The sequence below is a fragment of the Rhodospirillales bacterium genome, from assembly GCA_018666775.1.
Lineage (GTDB): Bacteria > Pseudomonadota > Alphaproteobacteria > SMXQ01 > SMXQ01 > JABIXC01.
Window position 1 is genome coordinate 120,760 of the sequence record JABIXC010000007.1, and the last position, 25,577, is coordinate 146,336.

Sequence of the window (25,577 nt, forward strand, 5' to 3'; positions counted from 1 at the left end):
ATCGTTTAGTCCTGATCCAGATTATAGGCAGTATGCAGGGATCGCACGGCCAATTCCGTATATTCTTCGGCCACCAAAATGGAAATTTTGATCTCTGATGTTGAAATAACCTGAATGTTGATGCCCTTTTCCGCCATGATCTGAAACATTTTCTGGGCAACGCCTGCATGGGAGCGCATGCCAACACCGATCACCGAAATTTTGACAACATTGGGATCCGGCACCAATGCGCCATAGCCCAGATCATCCTTTTTGCTTTCCAGCACAGCGATGGCGGCATCAATGTCGCCTTGGGCAACGGTGAAGGTCAGGTCCGTGGCATTGCCGTCTTCGGACACATTTTGCACAATCATATCCACGTTCACTTCGGCATCGGCCAAGGGACCGAAAATCGACGCCGCGACGCCGGGCCTGTCAGGCACCTGAACAAGGGTGACTTTCGCCTCGTCCCGCGAATAGGTAATTCCACTGACCAGTTCTTGTTCCAGCATATCTTCCTCATCAACGACCAGTGTGCCGGGCGCATCGCTAAAGCTCGATAACACCTGCAAACACACATTATGTTTCATCGCCAGTTCCACAGAACGCGTGTGCAGAACCTTGGCACCCAGAGACGCCATTTCCAACATCTCTTCATACGTAATTTTATCTAACTTACGCGCTTTTGGCACAATTCTGGGATCGGTGGTGTAAACCCCGTCCACATCGGTGAAGATATCACATCGATCTGCCCCAAGGGCCGCTGCCAATGCCACAGCCGTGATATCTGAACCACCCCGTCCAAGGGTGGCAATCCGGCCATCATCATCAATGCCCTGAAACCCAGCAACCACCTGCACTTCGCACGCATCAAGGCCAGAGACCAGTTTTTCAGTTTCAATCGCCGTAATCCGCGCACGCGAATGCAAGCCTTCGGTATGAACCGGCAATTGCCAGCCCAACCATGAACGCGCCTTGATTCCACGCCCTTGCAGCACACAGGCCAAAAGGCCAGAGGTCACCTGTTCACCGGTAGAAACCACAGAATCATATTCACAATCATATTCGCAATCATGGCCGGCATCGATATTACCATTGGCGGCTTCGCGAACCCATTCAACCAATTGATTGGTCACCCCGGCCATGGCGGACACCACCACCGTGACCTTGTGGCCATCCTTGACCGCGCTTTCCACACGATCAGCCACAGACCGGATACGATCCATATCGGCCACCGACGTGCCGCCAAATTTTTGTACGATCACTGACATAACTCTTTATTCCGCTAAGTCTATTTTCCACAAACAACGGACCCATAATGGGCATTTATTCGTTGTAAACGCTGGGAGCCTTACAGAACCCCGAAACCATTTTCGGGCCTATCAGGGCCTTGAATGACAGCTTGCCGCCGCGAAGGCGCCAATTCATACTCTGGAACGCCTATACAGGCAAGACCTGCAACGGAAAACCACAATATCCCATTGAAATGACAGCATCATCTGACAATCAAGCCCCACAAGGCAAAAATGGCAATCAGGGCTCTTTGGACCCTGAGGATGTTGCCCGTTTTGAAGCCTTGGCCGATGAATGGTGGGACCCCGATGGGCCTTTCAGGCCGTTGCACCTGTTTAACCCGGTTCGCATCGGGTTTATCCGCGATCAAATCTGTGGCCATTTCGGGCGCGATCCCAAAACGAAATTGCCCCTAGATGGGCTGAACATACTGGATATTGGCTGTGGTGGCGGGCTGGTTGCAGAACCCATGGCACGGTTGGGCGCAACCGTTACCGGCATTGATCCATCGCCTAAAAACACCGCCACGGCCCAAACCCATGGCACATCCATGGGGCTCAACATTACCTATAAAGCACAAACGGCTGAACAGACCGCATCAGATGACGTACGGTTTGACGTGGTTTTAATGCTGGAAGTTCTGGAACATGTCGCCGATATGGATGTTTTTATGGATGGGGCCACTAAATTGGTTGCCCCCAAGGGGTTGTTGATCGCTGCTACGATCAATCGCACCTCAAAGGCATACGCGCTGGCTATCGTTGGGGCCGAATATATTCTGGGATGGGTACCGCGCGGCACCCATGACTGGAACCGGTTTATCAAGCCCGAAGAATTGACAGAAAATCTTGCCCGGCGCGACTTTCAAATCAAGGCCTTATCGGGCCTCACCTATGGCCCAATTCATAGGCGCTGGAAAACATCCAATGATCAAAGCGTTAATTATATTCTGAGCGCGACGGCATCAAGCGGGTAGCAAAACCGCTTTTAATTCTGCCATCATTTCCTGATTGGCCCCCATGGATTGCCATTGGGTGACTTCCAGGGTGCGCTCGATCAAGGCGATTTGGCGCTTGAAGTTGTTTTCAAGCTGGGGCTCTTCCACCTCGTTCATAAACCAGATCAGGTTCATCACCCCGTCGCGGATATCAGCTTGGGGCTGATGGGCGGAATAAATGGTCGGACGATCGACCAACAAATGAATATCGCCCGAATAGGGGATGGCGATGGTGATGGCTTTATGCTTTGCCCGATCTTCTTCGGGCGCTTTGATGGCATCGCATTCTTCGATCGTCAAAGGGCGTTCATCAACAAAAGCCGCCTTATCCACATGCATGGACGTATCGGGTATGGCAAAGCGGTCATAGATGGCGCGCACCTGATCCGCTGGGTCCAAACTTGAAAATTCTTCATCCTTGCCGTCTTTGGCACGCGCCGCCACATCAAGGGCCGCGCGCTTTTGGGCCTTGAGATAGATATCCAGTTCTTCACCTGAAAACAGATAGGCCCCAACAACATACATCCGGTGCTTTAAGCGTCCTCGCGCGGGGGTTTGGGAACCGTGGCAAAGGGCACACCTTCATCGGCCAGTTCTTCGGCCTCATCTTCTGTGGCTTCACCATAGATGCCGCGTTCTTCGGCATCGCCATAATGAATTTTGCGGGCTTCCTCAGCAAAATCTTTGCCAACATCATCGCAGGTCTCTTTGACATGACGATGCAGCTCATTCAAGGCAGACATGATGTCTTGTTCTGCTTTGCCAGTCGGCACGGCTGGTTCGCCAGAAGCATCATTATCGCCACCATTCACGGCACCACTGTCAGCACCATTCGCAGCACCAATTCCAGAATCTTCTAAATTTCTGGCTGCGGTTTCAGAATCCTTACCGATGCCCGTGCCAATACGAGGCGCTGCGGGCACCTTTTCAACCTTGGTTTCACCACAGACCGGGCAACCAATTTTATGGCCCTTTTGCTGAGAGACAAAGGCCTTGGAATCCTTGAACCAAGCCTCAAAATCATGGCCGGCGCTGCAATTGAGATTATAAACAATCATGAAAACCTCTGGAACGTGTTGTCCCTTTATACACCAATTTACACATTAGATATGGCTTCAACGCGCCTAGATTCAACCCCCTTTAATACATTTATTTAGTGTTTAATAATATTATATACATTTATATTAATGTATAATATAATTATACTACTGTTTAGTAATGTTATATTGGTTTTAAAATGCCCCAAACCCACGCCATATCCCACACCAAAGCCGCGCGGGCGCTAATGATTGATGCCATTCGGGATCATGGGCCTGTCACCCTTGCGTCTTCCATGGGGGCCGAAGACATGGTTTTGGTCGATCTGATCGCGACCAATGATCTGGGCATTGATGTGTTTGTGCTCGATACCGGGCGCCTGCACACAGAAACCCTGGCCTTGGTACAACAAGCCCGCGCGCGTTACGGGATTGATTTCAAAATGTATGTGCCCGACACAGAACAGTTGCAAACATATCTGGCCAGTCATGGGCCGGATGGAATTTTTAACAGCATCGACACGCGCAAAACCTGCTGCGCCATCCGAAAAGTAGAACCCCTTGGCCGCGCCCTTAAGGGATATGGCGCCTGGATCACCGGCATGCGTCGGGATCAATCAGTTACACGTTTGGGCGTCCCCGACAGTGAATGGGATGAACCCAACGGGTTACACAAATACAACCCACTGGCCAATTGGTCATCCGAAGACGTCTGGGCCTATATCGACCAGCACAAGGTTCCCCATAACCCCTTGCACAAACAAGGCTACCCCTCCATCGGGTGCGCCCCGTGTACCCGGGCCATCAACGAGGGCGAAGATGACCGCGCGGGCCGGTGGTGGTGGGAAAACCCCGACACAAAGGAATGTGGTTTGCACCCCGCATCAGAAAATCCCGCACCGACAAAATCTGAGGTGTCGTCATGAATGTCGCAATTAAAGAAAGAACAGAAGAAACAAAAATGAAACCCGAATTTTCAATGACCCCGCCGGGGCATCTAGACACCCTTGAAAGCACAGCGATTTATATCCTGCGCGAAGTTCGGGCCCAGTTCGAACGCCCTGCCCTGTTGTTTTCAGGCGGAAAGGATTCCGCGCTGGTGCTCGCCCTTGCGGTCAAGGCCTTTGCGCCGGGGCCCATGCCGTTCACCTTGCTGCACATCGACACCGGCCATAATTATCCAGAGGTGCTCACCTTTCGCGACCAAGCAGCAAAGCAGGCCGGGGCCAAACTGGAAGTGCGTTCCGTTGAAGACAGCATTGCCCAAGGACGCGTGGTGCTGACCCATGAAGGCGAAAGCCGAAACCCGCACCAAAGTGTCACACTGCTGGATGCCATCGAAGAATTACGGCTCGATGCGTGTATTGGTGGGGCCAGACGGGATGAAGAAAAAGCCCGGGCCAAGGAACGCGTCTTTTCCTTTCGCGATTCCTTTGGCGGTTGGGACCCAAGACGCCAGCGCCCGGAATTGTGGAGCCTGTACCAAGGCCGCGTTAATCCCGGTGAAAACATGCGCGTCTTTCCCATCAGTGACTGGACCGAAGCCGATGTCTGGCGCTATATCGCGCGGGAAAAAATCGACCTGCCGCCCCTGTATTACACCCATGAACGCGACGTTGTAGAACGCGGCGGCCAACTGGTCCCGGTTCACCCGTTGATCCCCAAAATTGATGGGGAAACCAGTGAAAAACGCATGGTCCGGTTCCGCACCGTCGGCGACATCACCTGCACCTGCCCGGTGTTAAGCGATGCCACCACGCCCGAAGATATTTTGATCGAAACCCTCAACGCAGATATCTCTGAACGCGGGGCCACCCGGATGGATGATGCCGTTTCCGAAGCGGCCATGGAAAACCGCAAACAGGCGGGTTATTTCTAATGAACACACAGCCTATATCCGAAGATCAGCCCATCCCCGAAGATAGCCGCGACCTTTTACGGCTAACCACTGCGGGCAGTGTCGATGATGGCAAATCCACCTTGATCGGGCGGCTGCTTGCAGATTCCGGCGCGCTGGCTGCCGACCAAATGGCCAGCCTTGCCGCAGCAGCGGTTTCTGAGGGAACAAGCGAAATTGATCTGGCCCGCATCACCGATGGCCTGACCGCAGAGCGCGAACAAGGCATCACCATTGATGTTGCCTATCGCTATTTTTCAACGCCGAAACGCAGCTTTATTCTGGCCGATGTACCGGGCCACGAACAATACACCCGCAACATGGTCACCGGTGCATCCAACGCCGATGCCGCGCTCTTTTTGGTGGATGCCCAAAATGGCATGACCCCCCAAACCCGACGCCATGTCTGCATTGCAGCCCTTTTGGGCATCGATCAAGTAGTCTTTGCCATCAACAAAATGGACCTGGTTGATTTTTCCGAAGCGGCCTACATCCAGGCAAAGGACGAAATGAAAGCGTTCTGCGAAGGCCTTAGCTTTGGCACCGTTCATTACGTGCCGGTTTCGGCAAAAAAGGGCGACAACGTCGTTGCCACTTCGGCCAGTATGCCTTGGTACACCGACGGGCCATTGATCAACATTTTGGGAAACCTGTCTGCATCGGCCACCAGCTTTGATGGCCCCTTCCGCATGGCCGTGCAAATTGCCGCACGTCCAACCCACAACCCCGAAGACGGTGACCTCGCCTCTGCGCGCGGGCTGATGGGCCGCATTGCATCGGGCCGGGTCCGCGTTGGGGAACGGGTGCAAATTGCACCAGGCAATAGCGAAAGCACTGTCACCTCTATCACCACGCCTCAAGGCCCGGCGTCTCAGGCTGTTGCCGGACAATCGGTGACCATTACCTTGGCCGATCAAATCGATGTTGGCCGGGGCCACATGCTGGCCGCCATAGACAACCCGCCCAGGCAATCCCGCGAAGCCCGCGCCCTTTTATGCTGGCTGGATAACGTGCCCCAAGACCCGCGCACGCCCTATTTGGTGCGCATTGGCACAAAGACCCTGAATGCCCGGGTGGCAGCCCCTGATTTCAGAATTGACACCAACACCTTGGACCGGGTCACGGACAATGCGCCCTTGGCCGCCAACGATATCGGCGAAACCATAATCCGCCTGTCCGATGACATTGCCTTTGATCCGTTTGATGCCAATCCGGCAACAGGGGCCTTTCTGGTCATTGATCCACGGACCAATGCCACGGTCGCCGCAGGCATGATTGAAAGCGCACTTTAGAATTCACACAGAGAAAATCATTCTGGTCCTGTAAAATCACGGTCATGATCAAGGGACGGGATTTGCGCGCGTGCGCGGGCCACCAGTGACAGATCAATCTCAGCCATGACAATACCGGGCGCATCATCGCCTTCTGCAATGATTTTTCCCCAAGGATCAATGATCAGGGAATGGCCATAGGTTTTGCGCCCACGGGGATGGCTACCGCATTGGGCGGGGGCGATCACAAAGCTTCCGGTTTCAATGGCGCGCGCCCGCAACAACGTGTGCCAATGGGCCCCCCCGGTGGCCAGCGTAAATGCCGATGGGACGGTAATGATATCAGCGCCCGCATGGGCCAAAGCACGATAAAGATAGGGAAACCGCAGGTCATAACAGATGGAAAGCCCAATGTTGCCAAAGGGTGTTTTGCCAATGACTGCGCGCGCCCCCGGCAAATAGGTTGACGATTCCCGGTAGCTTTCCCCGCCATCAAGAGTGGCATCGAACATGTGGATTTTGTCATAGGACGCGACAGTGTCGCCCTGATTGTCCAAAAGGAAAGACCGGTTGGCGATCCTGTCGTCTTCACCATGATCTGGTGTTACAGCCAACGACCCCACCAACAACCAGACATCCAGTTCAACCGCCAGAGCGCGAAAAAGCTTCAGGGCTTCGTGGTTTGCCTCAATCGAGGCTGCATCGCGAACGCCTTTGCCATCCGGGGCCATGGAGGCAACATTTTCAGGGAAGGTAATCCATTCGGCACCCCTGTCTTTTGCTTCGCGAGCAAAGGTGCAGGCGGCAAACATATTGGCGGAAAAATCATCGCCCGCATTAACCTGAATACAGGCCGCTGAAATGCGCGCCTCAGCCGGGCACATTGCTTTCGCTCTCTGTGCTCTCAATGCCCAGCATCCCGTCAAGGCGGCCTTCGCGATCCAACGCGGCGATTTCATCACTGCCGCCTACGGGGGCATCATCGAGAAAGATTTGGGGCACGGTATTGCCGCCGCCTCTGGCCATCATTTCCTGACGCCTGCCGGCTTCTGAATTAACGTCATAGCCGGTCCACGCCACGCCTTTTGATTCCAGCAAATTGCGGGCGCGGTGGCAAAAGCCACACCAGTCTGAATAATACATTTCGATCTTAACCATGAGCCCTATATAGAGGGGCAAATGCCATCTGTCACCGCTTGGTTAAAATTATTTTCTAGCTTTCCCGGACCACCCGGGCCAGCGTCAGGACATCCACCATGGCTGCCCCTGCGCGCCACAAGGTGCGCGTTGTCGCCTCTGCGGTGGCCCCGGTGGTCAAAACATCATCCACCAGCAACACCCGCTTTCCCTTTAGCACATCCTTAAACCGGGGATTGATGGCAAATGCACCGCGGACATTGGCTTTGCGCCGGGCCCGGTTCAGCCGCCCCTGAGACGGCGTTGATCGAATTCGGCGCAAAAGATCGGGGATTACCGGCGTATTCGCCACCCGACCAAGGGCCAATGCCAGCAATGCCGCCTGATTGTATCGGCGCATAAACAAACGATTGCGATGGAGCGGAACAGGCACGATCAAATCTGCCTCATCCACCAACGCGCCGCCCGCACGGGCCAGCCACGCGCCGTAAGCCGGGGCACCGTGAATTTTGTCACCATGTTTAAACCCCAAAATCAAAGGCCGGCTGGCATCATCATAGCGAAACACAGAACGCGCCCTTCCCCACGCCGGGGCCGCACGAACACATACCCCACACAGCGTGGCCGTTCCCAACGTGTCGCCATCATCCATCCCCAATTCAAACGGATACCCACAGCGTCCACAATAAGGGGGAGAGACAAAGGACATCTTCGCCCAACACGCCCCACACAGCGCGCCATTGCCTGCACTGGTTCCAGCATCGACGACCACGGAACAGCCCAGGCATAATCTTGGCAATAAAAGATCAAGGCCCGCGCGCCATGCCCGGCCCAATACATTAGGGAACAAACTGGTTGAGGGGGGGTCACCCGATGGTTTCAAGATGCTCATGATAGAATTGGACCCGAGTGCCCATGGCCTGTCAATCGGCAAACCTTGGCGCAACATACCCAAACATGGCATATAGCTTCCATGGATCATCCAGACACCAACCCGGCGCCCTTTAATCGCCAAACTGTGCGCACCCATCGCGACCGGGCAGCGGCCGATTTTGATCAGGCCGATTTTTTGTTCCGGGAATCTGGCAACCGATTGTTGGATCGCCTGATTGATGTAAAACGGAATTTCACCACCGCACTTGATCTTGGCTGTCATACCGGCACGCTGGCAAAGGCGTTGACCGCGCACCCCGGCATTGAACACGTGGTACAATGCGATCTTTCAACCAAAATGGCCCATGGGGCAAAATCACAAAACGCGCAAATGACCCTTGTGTGTGATGAAGAGACCCTGGCATTCAAGGATCAAAGTTTTGATCTGGTCACCAGCAATCTATCGCTGCACTGGGTCAATGATCTGCCGGGTAGCCTGACCCAGATACGCCAAATTTTAAAACCAGATGGCTTGTTTCTGGCATCATTTTTAGGGGGCAATACGCTGTGTGAATTGCGCCACGCCTTTATGTCAGCAGAGCTGGAAATTGAAGCCGGGGCCAGCCCGCGCATTTCACCCTTTGCCGATGTTCGCGATGGGGGTGATCTGTTATCGCGTGCAGGATTCAAACTGCCCGTGGCCGATGTGGACACCATCACGGTCAATTTCGAAACCCCGTTTCACCTGATGCACGATCTACGCGCCATGGGGGAAACCAATGCGGTCGCCTTGGGCCGCAAAGCATTTTCCCGCCGCCAAACCATGATGGAAGCCATCAAACGCTATCCCACCGCCCCAGGATCGGGCCGTATTGATGCCAGTTTCCAGATTATCTGGCTGGCGGCATGGGCACCGGGGCCAAACCAGCCCCAACCCCTGAAACCCGGCAGTGCCACGACCCATCTTGGGGATCATCTGGGGGCATCCTCCGGCGATTCCTAGATCGCCATTTACCAGACCCGATCAAAGGACTAGGATTCAAGGTAACGACGGAGATGGCAAACCCCTCAGGAGGGCCTGCTATGAGACAGTTATTTATTGCTTGTGTGTTGATTTCTTTTTGCGCCATGACCACGCCGGTGTATGCCGCCGGTGATGTCAGGCAGGGCAAACAGATTGCTGCGCGCTGGTGTTCATCGTGTCATCTGGTTGGAAGCGCCAGGCGCAGTGCCGATGGGGCGCCGCCCTTTGCTGCCCTTGCCAATAATCCGGCCAAGACAGCACGCTATTTAAAGGCCTGGATTTCCAATCCGCATCCGCCGATGCCGAATTTCAATCTACCCCGCCAGACCATTGACGATCTGGTTGCCTATATTCGATCCCTGAAAAAAATGCCTTAAATGATATCCATCAGCATCTGGACCAGCGGCACATCGGCCGGCGGCATGGCAAGGCGGGCAAGTGCATTGGGATGGTGCCAACGAATTTCCTGACCTTCCATAGGCTTTGGGATGCCTTCCCAAACCCGGCACTGATACAACGGCATCAACAGATGAAAATCTGCATACCCATGGGACGCAAAGGTAAGCGGGCTGAGGCAGGTTTCACACACCGTGATGCCCAGTTCTTCGCCTAATTCGCGCACCAGGGCGGCTTCGGGGGTTTCACCATCATCGACTTTGCCGCCGGGAAATTCCCACAGCCCCGCCATGGTTTTACCCTCAGGCCTTTGGGCCACCAACACCCGGCCATCAACGTCGATTAACGCAGCCGCAGCGACAAGCACAATGGGTTTATCAGGATCGGTAATCGGCATTGATTGAAATATACCCATGGGTCAGATCACAGGTCCACACCCGGGCCGTCCCACTTTGTTTGACCGGTTTGGCGCCCACATTGACGGAGACATCAATGTTTTTGCCCTTCATATGCCGGGCAACGGGGGCCTCTTTATAGCCTTTGCGCGCAGCCCCATTTTCGGTGATTTTTATTCCACCAACCCGAATGGCCAATTTATCGGCATTGATCTTTTCCCCGGCCTTGCCGACCGCCATGACAATCCGCCCCCAATTGGCATCCCCTGCGGCAAAGGCCGTCTTCACCAGAGGCGAATTGGCAATGGACATGGCAATGACTTTCGCTGCCCTATTGCTGGCAGCCCCAGTGACATCAATAGTGATAAATTTGGTTGCCCCTTCGCCGTCACGAATAATTTGGTGCGCAAGATCAAGCATCACTTCATCCAGCTTGCGCTTGAAATCGCGAAGGGCCGGATCGCTGGCTTTTGTAATGGGCTTATGGGCTGCCCCTGCTCCGGTTGCGACCAGCAGCACCGTATCGCTGGTGGAGGTGTCGCTGTCCACGGTAATGGCATTGAACGACCGCTCAGCCGCATCGCGTAAAAGGCTTTGTAAAACGGGTGCTGGCAATTTGGCGTCGGTAAACACATAGGCCAACATGGTCGCCATATTGGGGGCAATCATGCCCGATCCCTTGGCAATGCCAGAAAGATTAACAACCTTGCCGCCAATTTTTGCCTGTGTGCTGGCACCCTTTGGATAGGTGTCCGTGGTGGAAATGGCCTCAGCCGCTTTTTTCCAGATGTCCGCCCGTGATGAAGCGGCCACATCCCCGATCAACCCCGGAAGGGCGCGCGTAATTTTGGCAATGGGCAAGCGTTCCCCGATGACACCGGTGGCAGACACCATAATGTCACTGGGTTTGGCACCCAATACCTGTGCCGTCATGGCGGCAGTGGCGGACACATCTCTGGCACCGGCCTTGCCTGTAAACACATTGGCATTTCCGGAATTGACAACGATGGCACGAATGGCACCGCCCGATAGGGCATCCCGACACCAGCGCACGGTTGGCCCGGCGGTCAGAGATTTTGTAAACACGCCGGCAACCTTTGATCCGGGGGCCAAAACCGCCACCATCAAATCGGAACGCATGCTGGCCTTTATGCCACACGCGCTCGACGCAAGGCTGACACCTTCAATGGCAGCCAGTTTCGGGAACCGCTTTGGCGCTAGGGGTGAAATTTTAGACATGATCTACTCTATTCAAAATTTATATCCGGGTAAAAATTATAAATGAGGGTCTATTTGGCAGGCCGTTATCGGCCGCCTCTTCCTTGGGGCATGGGCATGGGGGCCTTGGATGGATCGATTTTGGGCAAAAGAATTTCGATTTTTGCTGCCTTGCGCAGTTCTTTCATTTCCTTATCCATAAGTTCATCACGCATCGTATTGGCGAGTTTCTGCTTCACCTTGTCAAAGGTTGGTGGGGCCGCAGTACGAATATCTTCTACCTTGATCACGTGCCAGCCAAACCGGGTTTTAACGGGGGCGCGCGCCGTTTCGCCCTTGCGCAGAGCAAAGGCTGCAGCCGAAAAGGGCGGCACCATCTGGGCACGTTTAAAATAGCCAAGATCCCCACCTTGGGTCTTGGACGGGCCGATGGAACGCTTTTTCGCCACTTCGGCAAAATCTGATCCCTTTTGCAGTTCCCCAATCACCGACATGGCTTCGGCACGGGTCTTGACCAGAATATGGCGTGCACGGACCTGTTTTTCCTGACCCATGGTTTTTTTGTCCCGGTCATAGCGACGCTTCAAGGCCTTTTCCGTGACCCGCCTTTCGATTAAACGCTGCATAAACAGCTGTTCCAGAATTTGGCCTTTGGCCTGTTCCAGGGCGCGTTTATAGGCGGGGTCCTTTTCCAGACCCAGCGCCCTACCCCGGGCAGAAACCAGCGCGCTGTCCACGAGCTTGTCCGTAATCGCGCGAATGAGAACATCACGCGGCAAGGAAGCATATTGGGGCGGCAACGTAGCAAGGCCGATCACCACATCGGATTGGCGAATTTCCTTTCCATTCACCCGGGCCACCACGGGATCTTCGCCCGGGGCTGTGGACTGGGCCAGAACGGGGGTACCAATAAGGCTCAAAAGGGCCAAAAATCCGAATAAACGCACGGAAAAACGGGTCATTTTATACTCCTGCTTATGCGCCGCGTTAAAAGCCAAAGCGCAATTTTTTAATTCAGCGGCCCGGAAGGTACCATGATGCGCCCAAAATCCCACCCCAAAAGCAGACAAAAAATAGCCCCAACACCCTGAAAAAGGATAGTTAAGAGCCGCTCTGATCATTGACATGGCCCTGTTGCGACACTATCTGTCTCTCTGGTCCGATCGCAGGGATTAAAGGGCCGATACAAAACCAGGGAAACCCAATGCTTGCTACCTTGGCCAGACGTTTTTTTGGCAATCAAAATGATCGTTTTCTCCGCCCCTTTGAACCCAAGGTCGCGGCCATCAATGCCCTTGAGCCGGAGCTGGAAAAGCTGTCCGCCGAGGAACTCGCTGCGCGCACCGACATGTTCCGCAATCGCCTTTCCGATGGCGAAACGCTCGATGACATTTTAGTCGAAGCCTTCGCCACAGTCCGTGAAGCGGCCAAACGCACCCTGGGCCAGCGTCATTTTGATGTCCAGCTGTTGGGCGGCATGGTGCTCAATTCCGGGGCCATTTCAGAAATGGCAACCGGTGAAGGCAAGACGCTGGTATCAACCCTGCCGGTCTATCTCAACGCCCTTGAAGGCAAGGGTGTTCATGTGGTCACCGTCAATGATTATCTGGCCAAACGCGATTCTGAATGGATGGGCGAAATTTATGCCTATCTGGGCTTAACCGTTGGCTGCATCACCAATGATCTTGAAGACGATGACCGCCGGGCCGCCTATGCCGCCGATGTGACATACGGGACCAACAACGAATTCGGGTTCGACTATCTTCGGGACAACATGAAATTTTCTTTGGATGAAATGGTCCAAAGCCCCTTCAATTTTGCCATCGTCGATGAAGTTGATTCCATCCTGATCGATGAAGCACGCACACCGTTGATCATTTCCGGCCAAGTAGAAGATTCATCTGAACTCTACGTTCAGGCTAATAAGTTCATCCCGCTTCTTGATGCCACCCATTTTGAAATGGATGAAAAGGCCAAGGCCGTCACCTTGACCGAAGGTGGCTCTGAATTTATGGAAAAAACCCTGACCGATGCGGGTCTTTTGCAGGGCAACAACCTCTACGACATTGAGAACATCGGGCTGGTTCATCACATCAATCAGGCATTACGCGCCCATAAGCTGTTCCAGCTTGACCGGGATTACATCGTCCATGAATCCAAGATCGTCATCATCGATGAATTCACGGGCCGCATGATGGAAGGGCGGCGCTATTCTGAAGGGCTGCACCAAGCCCTTGAAGCCAAGGAAAACTGCCCCATTGAGAGTGAAAACCAGACCCTTGCCTCAATCACGTTCCAGAACTATTTCCGCATGTACCCAAAACTTGCTGGCATGACCGGAACGGCCATGACCGAAGCGGCCGAATTTGAAGACATTTATAAACTGGAAGTCATCAATATCCCGACCAACGTACCCTGCACCCGGATTGATCACGAAGATGAGGTCTATCGCACTGCGGATGAAAAGGTCGAAGCCATTCTGGAACAGATCAAGGATTGCCATGCGCGCAAGCAACCAATTCTGGTGGGAACGGTTTCCATCGAAAAGTCTGAACATCTTGCTGAGTGTTTAAAGAAACTGAAAACCCCCCATAAAGTGCTGAATGCGCGCTACCACGAACAAGAAGCCATGATCATTTCCCAAGCCGGGCACCCCGGTGCTGTGACCATTGCCACAAACATGGCGGGACGCGGAACCGATATTCAGCTGGGCGGCAATCTGGACATGCGATTGGCCAATGAACTGGAAAAAATAACCGACGACACGAAGCGTGCTGAAAAAGAAAAAGCCATCCGTGAAGAAGTCACTGCAGGCCGCAAAATTGCCTATGACGCAGGCGGGTTGTTCGTGATCGCGTCTGAACGCCATGAAGCACGGCGCATTGATAATCAGCTGCGTGGCCGATCGGGTCGCCAGGGCGATCCCGGGGCATCAAAGTTTTTCCTGTCTCTAGAAGATGACCTGATGCGCATTTTTGGCTCTGAACGCATGGATTCCATGTTGGGGCGTTTGGGTCTGGAAGAAGGCGAAGCCATTACCCATCCGTGGGTGTCCAAGGCCTTGCTGAAAGCCCAGGAAAAAGTTGAAGCACATAATTTTGATATCCGTAAAAACCTATTGCGCTTTGATGATGTCATGAACGACCAGCGCAAGGTGATCTACGAACAGCGGATCGAATTGATGAGCGCGGAAGACGTGTCAGAAACCATTGCCGACATGCGCCACGAAGTAACCGACAGCATGGTTTCCAGGGCCATCCCAGAACGTGCCTATCCGGAAGAATGGGATATTCCCATGTTGCACGAAGAAGTCTTGCGGGTGTTGGCGCTTGATCTGCCATTGACCGACTGGGCCAAAGAAGAAGGCATTGCCGATGAAGAAATTCGCGCCCGGCTAATTGATGCGGGAAATCGGAAAATGGCTGAAAAAGCGGCCCATTACACCCCTGATGTCATGCGTATGGCTGAAAAAAGCATCCTGTTGCAAATCCTGGATCAAACCTGGAAAGATCACCTGCTGAGCCTCGATCACCTGCGCCAGGGGATCAACCTGCGTTCCTATGCCCAGCGTGACCCGCTGAACGAATATAAAAGCGAGGCGTTTTCGCTGTTTGAACAGATGCTGGTTCAGTTGCGCGAAAATGTAACCCAGACCCTGTCGCATCTGGAACTGAGCTTTGACAACCCGGAAAATATGGACCTGATGCCGGCACCGATGTTGCAGTCAGATATGTACGAAACTCGTTTTGACCCAACCATGAATTTGGATGAAGAAGATGAGGGGAATGACGCATTAATCGATGGGCCCGCGCCCCAAACCGTTCGCCATGCCAGCGGTGACGCCCTTGATCCAACAAATCCGGTTACTTGGGGCAAGGTTTCGCGCAATGCGCCTTGCCCATGTGGATCGGGTAAAAAGTACAAGCACTGCCACGGGCAACTGGTTTAACAGAAAACCTGATTAGCACGGGTGCCGGATCAGTCGAGGCCGACTTTACCCATTTCCATGAATTTTTCACGACGCTGTGCCCTGAGCGCACCGCCTTCTATGCCGACGATTTCCGCTAAGGATTTTTCCACCGCATCCCCCAGCGTTTCCATGATGCGTTCGCGGTCACGATGGGCGCCGCCGGTGGGCTCGGGGATGATTTGGTCGATGACTTTTAATTCTTTCAGATCCTGGGCCGTCAGACGCAAAGCCTCTGCCGCTTCCTTGGCAGCGTCATTGGTCCGCCACAGGATCGATGCGCAGCCTTCTGGTGAAATGACGGAATAGATGGCATGTTCCAGCATCAAAATCCTGTCTGCCGCTGCCAACGCAATGGCACCACCAGATCCCCCTTCACCAATAACGATCGAAATCAACGGCACCCGAAGGCGCAAACATGCCTCAATTGACCGCGCAATGGCTTCTGCCTGACCGCGTTCTTCAGCATCAATCCCGGGATAAGCACCAGCGGTATCCACCAGGGTGATAACGGGAACCTGGAAATGATCAGCCAGTTCCATCAAACGCCGGGCCTTGCGATAGCCTTCAGGGCGGGCCATGCCGAAATTACGATGCAATCGCGATTCCGTATCAGCCCCTTTTTCATTGCCAATCACCATGACAGAACGCCCCCGGAACCGGCCAAGGCCAGCAACGATGGCGGCATCTTCGGCAAACGTCCGATCACCGCAAAGAAGCGTGAAATCATCCAGCAAAGAATCAATGAAATCAATGGTATGCGGCCGTTCAGGATGGCGTGCCACCTGAACTTTCTGCCATGGGGTCAGCTTCGCATAGGTCTGGCCAAGCAGTTTCCCGGCCCGATCCTTCAGCTTTTCGATCTCTCCACCAACATCGCTATCCCCTGCAGCCTCGCGATGGCGCAGTTCTTCAATCTTGCCTTCAAGTTCGGCGATTGGTTTTTCAAATTCTAGAAAAGTTGGCATTTAAAAGCTCTCATACTGACCGGGCAATGATGGACCTTACATGCCCCGACAAACAGAAAAAGTCAATCAGCCCCATTACCCTTTCGTCCCACGTGGCCCGGTACGGGATTTGGTAACCCGTGCCAGGGGGTGATGAATACTGACCAATTGTTGCAATCGTTCATCCAGAACATGGGTGTAAATTTCCGTGGTGGAGATATCGGCATGGCCAAGGAGCTGTTGCACAGAACGTAAATCTGCCCCATGGGCCAAAAGATGGCTGGCAAAGGCATGGCGCAAAACATGGGGGGAAACAGCCTTTGCCTCAAGGCCCGATTCTATGGCCAGAAGCTTTAATTCCTGAGCAAATCGCTGACGGGTCAGATGCCCCTGGGCGGCCCGGGTTGGAAACAGCCAAGGGCTATGTTTTTCTTGTGCTCCCTCGTTGCGGCATGACAACCATTCCCCAAGGGCGATTTGCGCTGGCTCTGAAAGGGGCACCATGCGTTCCTTGCTGCCCTTTCCCATGACCACCAAAAATTCACCATCATTGGTCATTGCTGCCAGCGGCAAACTGACCAGTTCTGATACCCGCAATCCGGTGGCATACAGAATTTCGAAAAGGGCGCGCAACCGGATGCCCTTGGGCCCTTTGCGGCCCTTGAGCACCTCAAACATGATCTCAATATCATCCTCGCTCAGGGTTTTTGGCAAGGGCCGCCCCTGAGATGGGCTATCGATCCCGGCGGTGGGATCATCGTCGCGCAACCCTTCGGCGGCAAGAAACCGGTAGAACTGGCGAAGGGCGGACAAGCGTCTGGCTGCCGTGCCCGCACCCAGGCCTTGCTCTGACATGGATTCAAGATATCCCTTAATCGACGCAACGCTTGCGTCTGCCAAAGGGAGCCCGCAATATTTTTCAGAATCTTCTAAATAGCGCGCAAAATAAACAAGATCACGGCGATATGCGGCAATGGTGTTTTGCGCAGACCCCCGTTCAGCCGCCATCATTTCAAGAAATGCATCCAGCGTTTGGCCTACCAATTTCGGGATTTGAGTATCCGCCTTGCGTCCCGCCATCTGAGTCCCTTTCCGGGATAAAAACAGGGTCTTAAAGACCCGCTTTAAAGACCGGCTCCGAAAACTGTTTCCACAGCCATTGCCCGGGCTTCTGCGCTAAATCCGGCGATGATTAAGGATCGAACCACGGGTGCTATAATGCTGGGATGCAGCTTTCCCGGAGCCTCATCGCCAAGTGCGATCGCCGATAAAAGAACGGTTTCAGCCAAACGCCCGGCCTTTGCCCCATGTTCAAGCGCCTTGATCAACCCAGGCTGGGCCAGGGTCGCATTTTCCCGCCCGTCTGTGGCAACCTTCAACCAGACAACCCCTGGCACCTTGATGCCCAGGGCTTCGGCCAGTGCCAGAAAAAGCGAGGCCCGTTGCCTTTGAACATCATCGCCCGCAGATTTGTTTGATTTCCACCACCGTTCGAACTTCGCCACATCAAATGGCGCTGCCCCAACGGGTTCGATCACACTGGTCTCTGTAACACTGGTCTCCCCATTGGGAACCACACCAGTGGACACCTCAGCGCCTGTCGGAATCAGTTGCGATTTCAGCGGCACCGACGCCAGAACCGAAAGCGGCCAAAGGGCAACGTCTGCCGGGACCGATGCATGCATGGAAGCCTTATCCGGATTTTCCTTAGGCGGCTGTCCTACGCGGGTGGCCAATTCAAGCCAGCCATCGGCCACATGAACGGCACCTGCCAGATAGAGCGCGCGGGCAGCTTCACGGGCAAACCAGGCCAGTTCATCAGATGGATCAACCTGTGCAAGGATGGGCATAAACACCCTGACCGCCGTGCCGGTTCGCCCTTGTGCTCTGGCCAATGAAAACACCTTGGCAAGAATTTCAGCCCTGGCCGCCGCAACGGTCTGGGTTTGGGCAGCATGATAGAGAAGTGCGCGTGCGCGCGGGCCTGAAAGCTTGTCTGCCTGGGTCAAGGCACCTGCAATATCGGCTGGCGGAAAATTAATAGAGCCATAAAGTTTTGCCAGAGAAGATGGCTTTAAGGTGCCATATGCCTCTGCCCGCTCTGCCGCGTCCAGGCGCGAATCAAGGGTGGCATTGGGGCTGAAGGCAACAGAACGCAACATCGCGGCACTACCTTTTTCAACAACGGCATCGGGAATTTGGATTCTACCCGCCCGCATCATTGCCAGATGAAGTGGCTTGGGCTGATCGGGTGCCGCAAAGGCCGTGCCGCGATCACCCCCCAAAATTTGAACCAGACTAAAAAAGGCTTCGTCTTCCATCTCTTGTTCGCGCAACAGTTCCGCACCAATAGAAGCCTTGGCCCCCTCGCCTGCAATTAACTGGCAAAAAACCAGCGCCTTGCGCCATGAAACACTCTGAAACTGGCGAATTCTGGACTGGCTTTCAGCGCAAGCCCCGGCATTGTCATTCAACAAAAATGCCACATCCCTGCGCGCGATGGCGATGGCTTCTTCTGGCGTGCGCACGGGCACAACCCGCAACAGGGCAGCGGCGGATTCCAGATCACCAAGGGCCAAAATTCTGTCCACACGCCTGGCGACAAGACTGGGTTCCTTTTTTGCATCTACACCGGATTTTTTTACGGCGGGTTTATGCGCTACAGGCGGGCGGGCCGCACTTAAAAGCAAGCGCCGCACCAAAGACCGTGCAGAGGCCAGTCCGGGAGGGGCCGGAAGGCGGGGCAAATATTTTGAAACCAGATCAGCGCTGGTGCCCTTCCACATATCAATGCCAAGCCCCCCTGCCTTAGCATCCAGCAACCCAACCGAATTGGGGTCAATGGCGCCAAGGGTATCGACCTTAATGCCCTTTGATGGGGCAGGTGATGGCGAAACTGGGGTTACAGATACCGGGATCGGGGATACCGTGGATGGAAGTTTCTTGGGCAGTTGTGCTGGCAAAGCCTTTGAAGCGCTCGCCGCACCTGAGGCGCCAAGCGGCTTTGGAGGTGCCAGATTTTCTGGCGGCAAAATCTTTGCCTGAGCCCCCGCGCCGGAACTGCCCATGGGGATCATCAAGGCCGTCAAACAGGACGCCGCCAACAGGGTTCGAAATCCTGTCATGGGCTTAACGCAAGACACGGTCATTAGGCAGCACCTTTTCCACCTTAGCCAAAGGCGGTGGCATTTCCCAACTGGCGAGAAAGACCCCCACGGCACCAAAGGCAAGAACAAGGATAATAATAAGAATTTTTGAAATTTTCGTCATGACCCATTCAGAGCGGAGATAAAGTTTTCATACCAAGGTTCACAGCACACTATCGAGGCTGGAAACCCAAACCATTAATCTGATCACATTCCTATGCTATTCTATTTACACTAAAATTTGACTGTGGCATTTTTGCGGCAATTTTCGGCAAATTAGCGGGTGTCGGCCTGTCATGCAATACTGTCAAACAAACTGGATGATCCAAACCCCAGCCTTAATCGGGCTAATCATTATAGGAATACAAAAATGAGGTCCCCAACAACCGCCGAAACCACGTTACCCCCCGGGGCGCACCTGGAAAAGTCGGTCGTGATGGTTGGGCTAATGGGCACAGGAAAAACCAGCATTGGACGGATGCTGGCAAAACGCCTGAAAATGGACTTTGTTGATGCCGATGCAGAAATCGTTGCCGCCGCAGGCTGTAGCATTGAAGAAATCTTTGAAACCCATGGCGAACCATCCTTCCGTTCCGGAGAACGCAGTGTCATCGCCCGTCTGCTGGATGGCCCAGTCCGGATCATCGCAACCGGGGGGGGCGCCTTCATGGACCCGGAAACCCGCGAACACATTGCCAAAAATGCCATTTCGGTCTGGCTTCATGCCGATCTTGATACCCTCGTCAAACGCGTGTCACGGCGCGGGGGACGCCCTCTGATCAAAAATGCCGATCCCCGCCAAGTTATTGATGAATTAATGAAAATCCGTGACCCTATTTATGCGAAAGCCGATATAAGGGTGGAAACTTCTGACGATCCATCCAACAAAGTGACCGAACAGGTCATTGCGGCCCTTGAAGATTACACAGGCCTGAAGCCTCTGGCGGCCCCGAAAAAAACAACCACCCGGAAAATGGACACGAAATGACGGGAAATTCCCCAACAAGCACCACAGCAAACACCGCAGCAAGCACCATAGACGTTGAACTGGGTGAGCGATCCTATGAAATTCGGGTGGGATCTGGCTTGTTGGGTCAGGCTGGAAATCATCTGGCCCCCTTGCTGGGTGAACATGGTCTGAAAGACGGCATTATCATCGTGACCGATACCACGGTCGCCAGCCATCACCTGTCTACCCTGGAAGCCAGTCTGAAGGCAGCGGGGCTTGGATACCGAACTGTCACGCTGGAACCCGGAGAACACACCAAAAGCTTTTCCAATCTGGAAAAATTAATTGATGAATTGCTGTCAGGGGGCCTGGAGCGGCGCACAACCTTGATTGCATTTGGCGGCGGTGTCATCGGCGACATTACCGGCTTTGCTGCGGCCATCGCCTTGCGCGGAATCGATTTCATCCAGATTCCAACCACCCTTTTGGCACAGGTCGATTCATCCGTCGGCGGCAAAACCGGGATCAACACCACACAGGGCAAAAATCTGGTTGGGGCCTTTTATCAACCCCGCATGGTCTTGGCCGACATTGATGTTCTGGATACCTTGCCCCGCCGACAATTGCTGGCAGGCTACGCAGAAGTTGTTAAATACGGCCTGATTGGAGACGTCGGTTTTTTTGAATGGCTGGAAGAACACGGGGCCGCCCTGATCGATGGCGACAAAGCCGCCCGAATAGAGGCCATCGCGCAGAGCTGTCGGGCCAAAGCGCAAATCGTTTCCGGGGATGAACATGAATTGGGAAATCGGGCACTGCTTAATCTTGGCCACACATTCGCCCATGCCATGGAGGCAGAAAGTGGCTTTTCCGATGCCCTGCTTCATGGCGAAGCGGTCGGGATCGGCATGATTTTGGCCTTTGAATTGTCCGAAGCCTTAAACCTTTGCCCAGCCGGGGCTGCAACCCGTTTAAAAGCCCATTTTGATGCCGTAGGACTGCCCATAACACCCAAAGGCCGGGGCTTTGACACGGACACGCTATTGGCGCATATGCACCATGATAAAAAGGTCGTCAAAGGCCAGATCACCTTTATTCTGGCCCATGACATTGGCAAGGCCGTGATCGCCCACGACGTTGATATGGCACAAGTCGCACGCGTATTGGAACACAGCCTTAAGGGCTGAATGCATTTTAGAAATTGATTGCCAGAGAAAGGTCAGAGACTAAAAACCGATGGATCAGTTCCTGATAATGACGTTGTGGGGCATTCTTGTCCTGTTGATTCTTTCGGCCTTTTTTTCTGGCTCTGAAACCGCACTCACTGCGGTTTCACGACCGCTTCTCCATCAGCTTGAACGAAATGGTCATACCCGTGCGCGCATGGTCAATGAATTGAGTGCCGATAAAGGCCGTTTGATTGGGGCCATTTTGATTGGCAACAATCTGGTCAACATTCTGGCATCGGTTCTGGCAACCGGCATCCTGATCGAGCTGTTTGGCACGGCCGGAATTGCCTATGCAACCATTGCCATGACCGTCCTTGTGGTGGTCTTTGCAGAAGTCTTGCCCAAAACCTATGCCCTTACCCATGCCGATCGCATGGCCCTGGCGGTGGCCCCCATCCTGCGCATCTTTGTTGTTTTGTTTTCGCCCTTTTCGCGCGCCACCCAGGTCATTGTCGGATTGATCCTGCGCATCTTTGGAATCACCCTTTCCAACGGCCAACCACAGGCATTCGTAGAAGAAGAATTGCGGGGTGCCATTGAGCTGCACAAGGGCGATGATGTTCTTTTCCGCGATGAAAAAAGCATGCTCCACTCCATTTTGGATCTTGATGATGTGGAAGTGGGCGAAGTCATGATCCATCGCTCCGCTGTTGCCGCAATTGATGCCGATTTACCAACACCCGAAATTATGCACCAGGTGGTAGAAAGCCCCTTCACGCGCATTCCATTATGGCGGGACAAACCAGAAAATATCATTGGCGTCCTGCATGCCAAGGCGTTGCTCCGGGAAATTGAAAAGCATCCCGGTAACCTTGAAACCCTGAAAGTGGCGGATTTGGCAACGGTTCCCTGGTTTATCCCGGAATCGACCGACCTTCTGTCCCAATTAAGGGCATTCAGAAAACGCCGGGAACATTTCGCCCTGGTGGTGGATGAATACGGTGACCTTATGGGCATTGTTACCCTTGAAGACATTTTAGAAGAAATTGTTGGCGACATTTCCGATGAACACGACGTGCGCCACAAAGGAATCAGGCCCCAACCCGACGGTGATATCATCGTTGATGGCGATGTCACCATCCGTGACCTGAACCGTGAATTTGATTGGCAATTGCCCGATGAAGATGCGGCCACCATTGCCGGGCTTGTTTTGCACGAATCCCGGCTTATTCCCGATGCGGGCCAAATATTTATGTTTTTCGGTTACCGGTTTGAGATACTGGCGCGCAGCGGCAATCGTATATCGGCCCTGCGCATCACCCCCAATATGGATCAATCAGATCAATACAGCGACACTGGCGACAATCAAGCCAGTCAAATTTAAAAAGGACCAACCCCATGCCCCTTAGCGATCCCGTTGCCAGAAACCGTCGCCACAACCGCACCATTGATCTTTCCGGATATGAACGTGAAGACGGGTTATGGGACATCGAAGGTCACCTTCGCGACATCAAGGGATACACGTTCAACAATTCCTGGCGCGGTGATATCAAGGCAGGAGAGCCCGTTCACGACATGTGGATTCGCATCACCGTGGATATCACCCTGACCATCAAATCCGTCGAAGCCTCCATCGATAGTGGCCCCCACCCCATTTGTCCTGACATCGCCCCTGACTTCAAAATTCTGGAAGGCATTTGCATTGCCCCCGGGTGGAACCGCAAGGTTCGCGAATTACTGGGGGGCGTTAAAGGCTGTGTTCATCTGGTGGAAATGCTGGGACCGCTGGCGACCGTTGCCTTTCAAACCCTTGGCCCATCCCGTGCCCTTGCCGCCCAGGATCAGGCAAAAGGCACCGATCGCAAAAAACCGGCGCGCATCGATACATGCCACGTCTTTAAATCTGATGGGGATGCGGTTAAGGAACGCTGGCCTGAATTTTACAAAGGGTCGTGATGGCCCGAATTGTTGACGCCCAATTCCGATTGGGCCGGGGCATCTGAGGCATCTGAGAAAACTTCTGCAATAACGGAACGCCACCGGTCTGCACCCCGGGGACGGGGATTGGCCAGATGACCGTGGCCAACAAGATCATGGCCATCTTCGGTCGACGCCAGGCGATAATAAACGACCAAAAAGACCCTTAAGGCTGCCGTCAGGCTGCTGTTTTTTCGAACATGGTCGATCAGGGTGCACAGTTCATGAAGGGTCATGCCTTCACGGACACACAATTCTTTTGCCGCAGCCCACAGCTCTTCTTCAAGCCGGATGCTGGTCCGACGATCGCTGACATTGACGTTCTTGCATATCAACATTGCAAGTCTCCAAACAGTCCTGTGTAAAAAAGCGCACTTCCAATACCCGCGCAACACCACCGTTGATTTTGATTTTAACCAACGGGCGCATGAATACAACTAGAAACATTCTAATACGCATTAGTAATATCACGAAGAGCCAAACGCAAATTATGATTCTGTAGAATCCTGTTGGGGGGTAATGGCGCTCAGGGAAAGTGCGTGAACCGGCCCGGCCAGTTCATCGGCCAAAATTTCATAGACCAAACGCTGGCGATCAACCCGCGACAAACCTTCAAATGCAGCGGCGACCACCACCAACCGGAAATGGCTTTCGCCATCAACGCTGGCCCCTGCATGGCCCGCATGGAGATGGGAATCATCAGCTATGTCGAGACGCCGAGGCTTCAGGGCCAGCTCAAGCTTGTTTCTAATCAACAAGGCGACTGTACCCTCTGTTCCAGATTCCATATCTGATTCCTGACTGCCCCATCGGGGGCTGTGACTAATGTTCATTTATTACATGCATTTATTACATTCTCTGTGTTTTTTTCCCACCTACAAAGCCCCGTAACAGGTAAGTTGGCCTGATGTCGTCTCCCCCTGAACCTTCCCGTCTTATTTCGCACCGAACCGCCGGGGTTTTAGCCCTTGGCGTAATTGTGATCTGGGGGCTGAACTGGCCGATTATGAAAATCGTCCTGACCGATGTGCCACCCGTCACCTTTGGCCTTATTCGCCTGTTACTGGGTGCCTTGTGCCTCAGTATCATCTTGATTGCCATGAAACAGTTCAAAATTCCCGAACGACATGATTGGCCCGTGGTCATCAGCGTCGGTATTCTACAGCTGGCGGCGTTTTTGGCGCTGATTAACCTCGGCCTTGAACGGGTTGAGGCCGGACGCGCTGTCATCCTCAGCTACACCACCATGATCTGGGTCACCCCACTGGCGGTATGGTTTTTGGGCGAACGCCTGAGCAGGGGCAAACTTGGGGGGCTGATCTGCGGGCTGGCTGGCATCATGGTGTTGTTTAATCCATTTGGGTCCGTAGGTGAAGCTGGTGGATTTGATTGGACCGATGGCCGGGCCCTTACGGGCAACGGGTTGCTTCTGGCCGCAGCCTTTGCATGGGCGCTGTCCATTGTTCACATTCGTGCCCACCCCTTTCGCGCCACCCCCTTGCAACTGGCACCTTGGCAGATGTTGATCGGCAGTGTGCCTTTGGCCCTGTGTGCCTATCTGTGGGAAAGCCCATCGGACATTCACCTGACCCCGACCCTGATTGCAGCCCTTGCGTATAACGGGCCCATTGCCACCGGGTTTGCCTTTTGGGCATGGGTATCGGTCAACCGGGCCTTACCTGCCATCACCACCGCCATCGGGTCTCTTGGGGTGCCGGTGGTGGGGATGATTGCATCGGCGATTTGGCTGAACGAACCGCTCAGCTTTGCCAACATTGCAGGATTTATCCTGATCGCCCTAGGGCTTGCCCTGATCGCTGTGGAAACAACAAAGAAACCGGGATAACGCGCCATTGGGCCCCTTGCACCAAGCGCCAGAAGACAGCATATTTGGCTGATGTCTAG

Annotated in this window: 27 protein-coding genes; 12 read left to right on the forward strand and 15 right to left on the reverse strand. The window is 53.9% G+C overall.

The features are described from left to right. Positions 1-5: 5 nt before the first annotated feature. Positions 6-1,250, reverse strand: a complete 1,245-nt coding sequence (locus HOJ08_02810) for an aspartate kinase (protein MBT5672370.1) — start codon at positions 1,248-1,250, stop codon at positions 6-8. A 215-nt stretch (positions 1,251-1,465) separates the two neighbouring features. Here HOJ08_02810 and ubiG point away from each other — a divergent pair, with 215 nt between their 5' ends. Next, positions 1,466-2,248, forward strand: a complete 783-nt coding sequence (ubiG, locus tag HOJ08_02815) for a bifunctional 2-polyprenyl-6-hydroxyphenol methylase/3-demethylubiquinol 3-O-methyltransferase UbiG (protein MBT5672371.1) — start codon at positions 1,466-1,468, stop codon at positions 2,246-2,248. Here the strand turns inward: ubiG and HOJ08_02820 are convergent. Together HOJ08_02820 and HOJ08_02825 are read right to left on the reverse strand one after the other, a co-directional pair. After that, on the reverse strand, positions 2,237-2,794 hold the full coding sequence (locus HOJ08_02820) for a hypothetical protein (protein ID MBT5672372.1): 558 nt from the start codon (positions 2,792-2,794) through the stop codon (positions 2,237-2,239). The genes ubiG and HOJ08_02820 overlap by 12 nt on opposite strands. A gap of 8 nt (positions 2,795-2,802) precedes the next feature. Then, a complete protein-coding gene (locus HOJ08_02825; protein ID MBT5672373.1) occupies positions 2,803-3,327 on the reverse strand; it encodes a DUF1178 family protein in 525 nt (174 codons plus the stop codon). A gap of 179 nt (positions 3,328-3,506) precedes the next feature. Between HOJ08_02825 and HOJ08_02830 the strand changes: the two genes are divergently transcribed. The 3 genes from HOJ08_02830 to HOJ08_02840 are packed head-to-tail and all read left to right on the forward strand — an operon-like array spanning position 3,507 to position 6,495. Continuing rightward, positions 3,507-4,232, forward strand: coding sequence for a phosphoadenylyl-sulfate reductase (locus HOJ08_02830; GenBank protein MBT5672374.1), 726 nt, complete (start codon positions 3,507-3,509; stop codon positions 4,230-4,232). After that, positions 4,229-5,185 (forward strand): sulfate adenylyltransferase subunit CysD, encoded by a 957-nt coding sequence (gene cysD / locus HOJ08_02835; GenBank protein MBT5672375.1) that lies wholly within the window; start codon positions 4,229-4,231, stop codon positions 5,183-5,185. The genes HOJ08_02830 and cysD overlap by 4 nt, the downstream gene beginning before the upstream one ends. Next, positions 5,185-6,495, forward strand: coding sequence for a sulfate adenylyltransferase (locus tag HOJ08_02840; protein MBT5672376.1), 1,311 nt, complete (start codon positions 5,185-5,187; stop codon positions 6,493-6,495). Before cysD ends, HOJ08_02840 begins: the two co-directional genes overlap by 1 nt. Positions 6,496-6,512: 17 nt before the next feature. Here HOJ08_02840 and HOJ08_02845 read toward each other — a convergent pair whose 3' ends face one another. Genes HOJ08_02845 through HOJ08_02855 form a run of 3 tightly spaced genes read right to left on the reverse strand, consistent with a single transcriptional unit; the run spans position 6,513 to position 8,446 of the window. After that, a complete protein-coding gene (locus tag HOJ08_02845; GenBank protein ID MBT5672377.1) occupies positions 6,513-7,358 on the reverse strand; it encodes a carbon-nitrogen hydrolase family protein in 846 nt (281 codons plus the stop codon). After that, positions 7,345-7,632, reverse strand: coding sequence for a glutaredoxin 3 (grxC, locus tag HOJ08_02850; GenBank protein MBT5672378.1), 288 nt, complete (start codon positions 7,630-7,632; stop codon positions 7,345-7,347). Before grxC ends, HOJ08_02845 begins: the two co-directional genes overlap by 14 nt. Positions 7,633-7,687: 55 nt before the next feature. Beyond that, positions 7,688-8,446 (reverse strand): ComF family protein, encoded by a 759-nt coding sequence (locus tag HOJ08_02855; protein ID MBT5672379.1) that lies wholly within the window; start codon positions 8,444-8,446, stop codon positions 7,688-7,690. A gap of 138 nt (positions 8,447-8,584) precedes the next feature. Here HOJ08_02855 and HOJ08_02860 point away from each other — a divergent pair, with 138 nt between their 5' ends. Together HOJ08_02860 and HOJ08_02865 are read left to right on the forward strand one after the other, a co-directional pair. Next, a complete protein-coding gene (locus tag HOJ08_02860) occupies positions 8,585-9,487 on the forward strand; it encodes a methyltransferase domain-containing protein (protein MBT5672380.1) in 903 nt (300 codons plus the stop codon). Between the two features lie 80 nt (positions 9,488-9,567). Beyond that, a complete protein-coding gene (locus HOJ08_02865; protein ID MBT5672381.1) occupies positions 9,568-9,885 on the forward strand; it encodes a cytochrome c in 318 nt (105 codons plus the stop codon). Here HOJ08_02865 and HOJ08_02870 read toward each other — a convergent pair. From HOJ08_02870 to HOJ08_02880, 3 genes are all read right to left on the reverse strand, one after another. Continuing rightward, positions 9,882-10,319, reverse strand: a complete 438-nt coding sequence (locus HOJ08_02870) for a (deoxy)nucleoside triphosphate pyrophosphohydrolase (protein MBT5672382.1) — start codon at positions 10,317-10,319, stop codon at positions 9,882-9,884. The two genes, HOJ08_02865 and HOJ08_02870, sit on opposite strands and share 4 nt — an antisense overlap. Next, the gene (gene argJ / locus HOJ08_02875) at positions 10,282-11,538 is read right to left on the reverse strand and encodes a bifunctional glutamate N-acetyltransferase/amino-acid acetyltransferase ArgJ (protein MBT5672383.1); all 1,257 of its coding nucleotides are present in this window, start codon (positions 11,536-11,538) and stop codon (positions 10,282-10,284) included. Before argJ ends, HOJ08_02870 begins: the two co-directional genes overlap by 38 nt. A gap of 65 nt (positions 11,539-11,603) precedes the next feature. Continuing rightward, positions 11,604-12,479, reverse strand: a complete 876-nt coding sequence (locus HOJ08_02880) for a peptidylprolyl isomerase (protein ID MBT5672384.1) — start codon at positions 12,477-12,479, stop codon at positions 11,604-11,606. Between the two features lie 242 nt (positions 12,480-12,721). Here HOJ08_02880 and secA point away from each other — a divergent pair, with 242 nt between their 5' ends. Beyond that, the gene (gene secA / locus HOJ08_02885; GenBank protein ID MBT5672385.1) at positions 12,722-15,466 is read left to right on the forward strand and encodes a preprotein translocase subunit SecA; all 2,745 of its coding nucleotides are present in this window, start codon (positions 12,722-12,724) and stop codon (positions 15,464-15,466) included. Between the two features lie 29 nt (positions 15,467-15,495). Here the strand turns inward: secA and HOJ08_02890 are convergent, their stop codons facing one another. The 4 genes from HOJ08_02890 to HOJ08_02905 all read right to left on the reverse strand — a co-directional run bounded on the left by HOJ08_02890 (position 15,496) and on the right by HOJ08_02905 (position 19,701). Next, positions 15,496-16,452 (reverse strand): acetyl-CoA carboxylase carboxyltransferase subunit alpha, encoded by a 957-nt coding sequence (locus HOJ08_02890; protein MBT5672386.1) that lies wholly within the window; start codon positions 16,450-16,452, stop codon positions 15,496-15,498. Between the two features lie 75 nt (positions 16,453-16,527). After that, positions 16,528-17,511, reverse strand: a complete 984-nt coding sequence (locus tag HOJ08_02895; protein ID MBT5672387.1) for a site-specific tyrosine recombinase XerD — start codon at positions 17,509-17,511, stop codon at positions 16,528-16,530. A 44-nt stretch (positions 17,512-17,555) separates the two neighbouring features. Continuing rightward, positions 17,556-19,580 (reverse strand): hypothetical protein, encoded by a 2,025-nt coding sequence (locus HOJ08_02900; GenBank protein ID MBT5672388.1) that lies wholly within the window; start codon positions 19,578-19,580, stop codon positions 17,556-17,558. Further along, the gene (locus tag HOJ08_02905; GenBank protein ID MBT5672389.1) at positions 19,561-19,701 is read right to left on the reverse strand and encodes a hypothetical protein; all 141 of its coding nucleotides are present in this window, start codon (positions 19,699-19,701) and stop codon (positions 19,561-19,563) included. The genes HOJ08_02900 and HOJ08_02905 overlap by 20 nt, the downstream gene beginning before the upstream one ends. A gap of 246 nt (positions 19,702-19,947) precedes the next feature. Between HOJ08_02905 and HOJ08_02910 the strand changes: the two genes are divergently transcribed. The 4 genes from HOJ08_02910 to HOJ08_02925 are packed head-to-tail and all read left to right on the forward strand — an operon-like array spanning position 19,948 to position 23,651. Further along, positions 19,948-20,565: a shikimate kinase gene (locus HOJ08_02910; protein ID MBT5672390.1), complete on the forward strand. Its 618-nt coding sequence runs from the start codon at positions 19,948-19,950 to the stop codon at positions 20,563-20,565. Further along, entirely contained in the window at positions 20,562-21,713 is a 1,152-nt protein-coding gene (locus tag HOJ08_02915) for a 3-dehydroquinate synthase (GenBank protein MBT5672391.1), read from the forward strand. Before HOJ08_02910 ends, HOJ08_02915 begins: the two co-directional genes overlap by 4 nt. Before the next feature lie 49 nt (positions 21,714-21,762). Then, positions 21,763-23,079: an HlyC/CorC family transporter gene (locus HOJ08_02920; protein ID MBT5672392.1), complete on the forward strand. Its 1,317-nt coding sequence runs from the start codon at positions 21,763-21,765 to the stop codon at positions 23,077-23,079. Positions 23,080-23,093: 14 nt separating this feature from the next. Continuing rightward, positions 23,094-23,651 (forward strand): DUF2889 domain-containing protein, encoded by a 558-nt coding sequence (locus tag HOJ08_02925; protein MBT5672393.1) that lies wholly within the window; start codon positions 23,094-23,096, stop codon positions 23,649-23,651. Here HOJ08_02925 and HOJ08_02930 read toward each other — a convergent pair. Further along, positions 23,636-24,010, reverse strand: coding sequence for a ribbon-helix-helix domain-containing protein (locus HOJ08_02930; GenBank protein MBT5672394.1), 375 nt, complete (start codon positions 24,008-24,010; stop codon positions 23,636-23,638). The genes HOJ08_02925 and HOJ08_02930 overlap by 16 nt on opposite strands. 150 nt (positions 24,011-24,160) lie before the next feature. Next, positions 24,161-24,460 (reverse strand): BolA family transcriptional regulator, encoded by a 300-nt coding sequence (locus tag HOJ08_02935; GenBank protein ID MBT5672395.1) that lies wholly within the window; start codon positions 24,458-24,460, stop codon positions 24,161-24,163. Positions 24,461-24,579: 119 nt separating this feature from the next. Here HOJ08_02935 and HOJ08_02940 point away from each other — a divergent pair, with 119 nt between their 5' ends. Continuing rightward, a complete protein-coding gene (locus HOJ08_02940) occupies positions 24,580-25,518 on the forward strand; it encodes a DMT family transporter (protein MBT5672396.1) in 939 nt (312 codons plus the stop codon). Positions 25,519-25,577 lie beyond the last annotated feature (59 nt).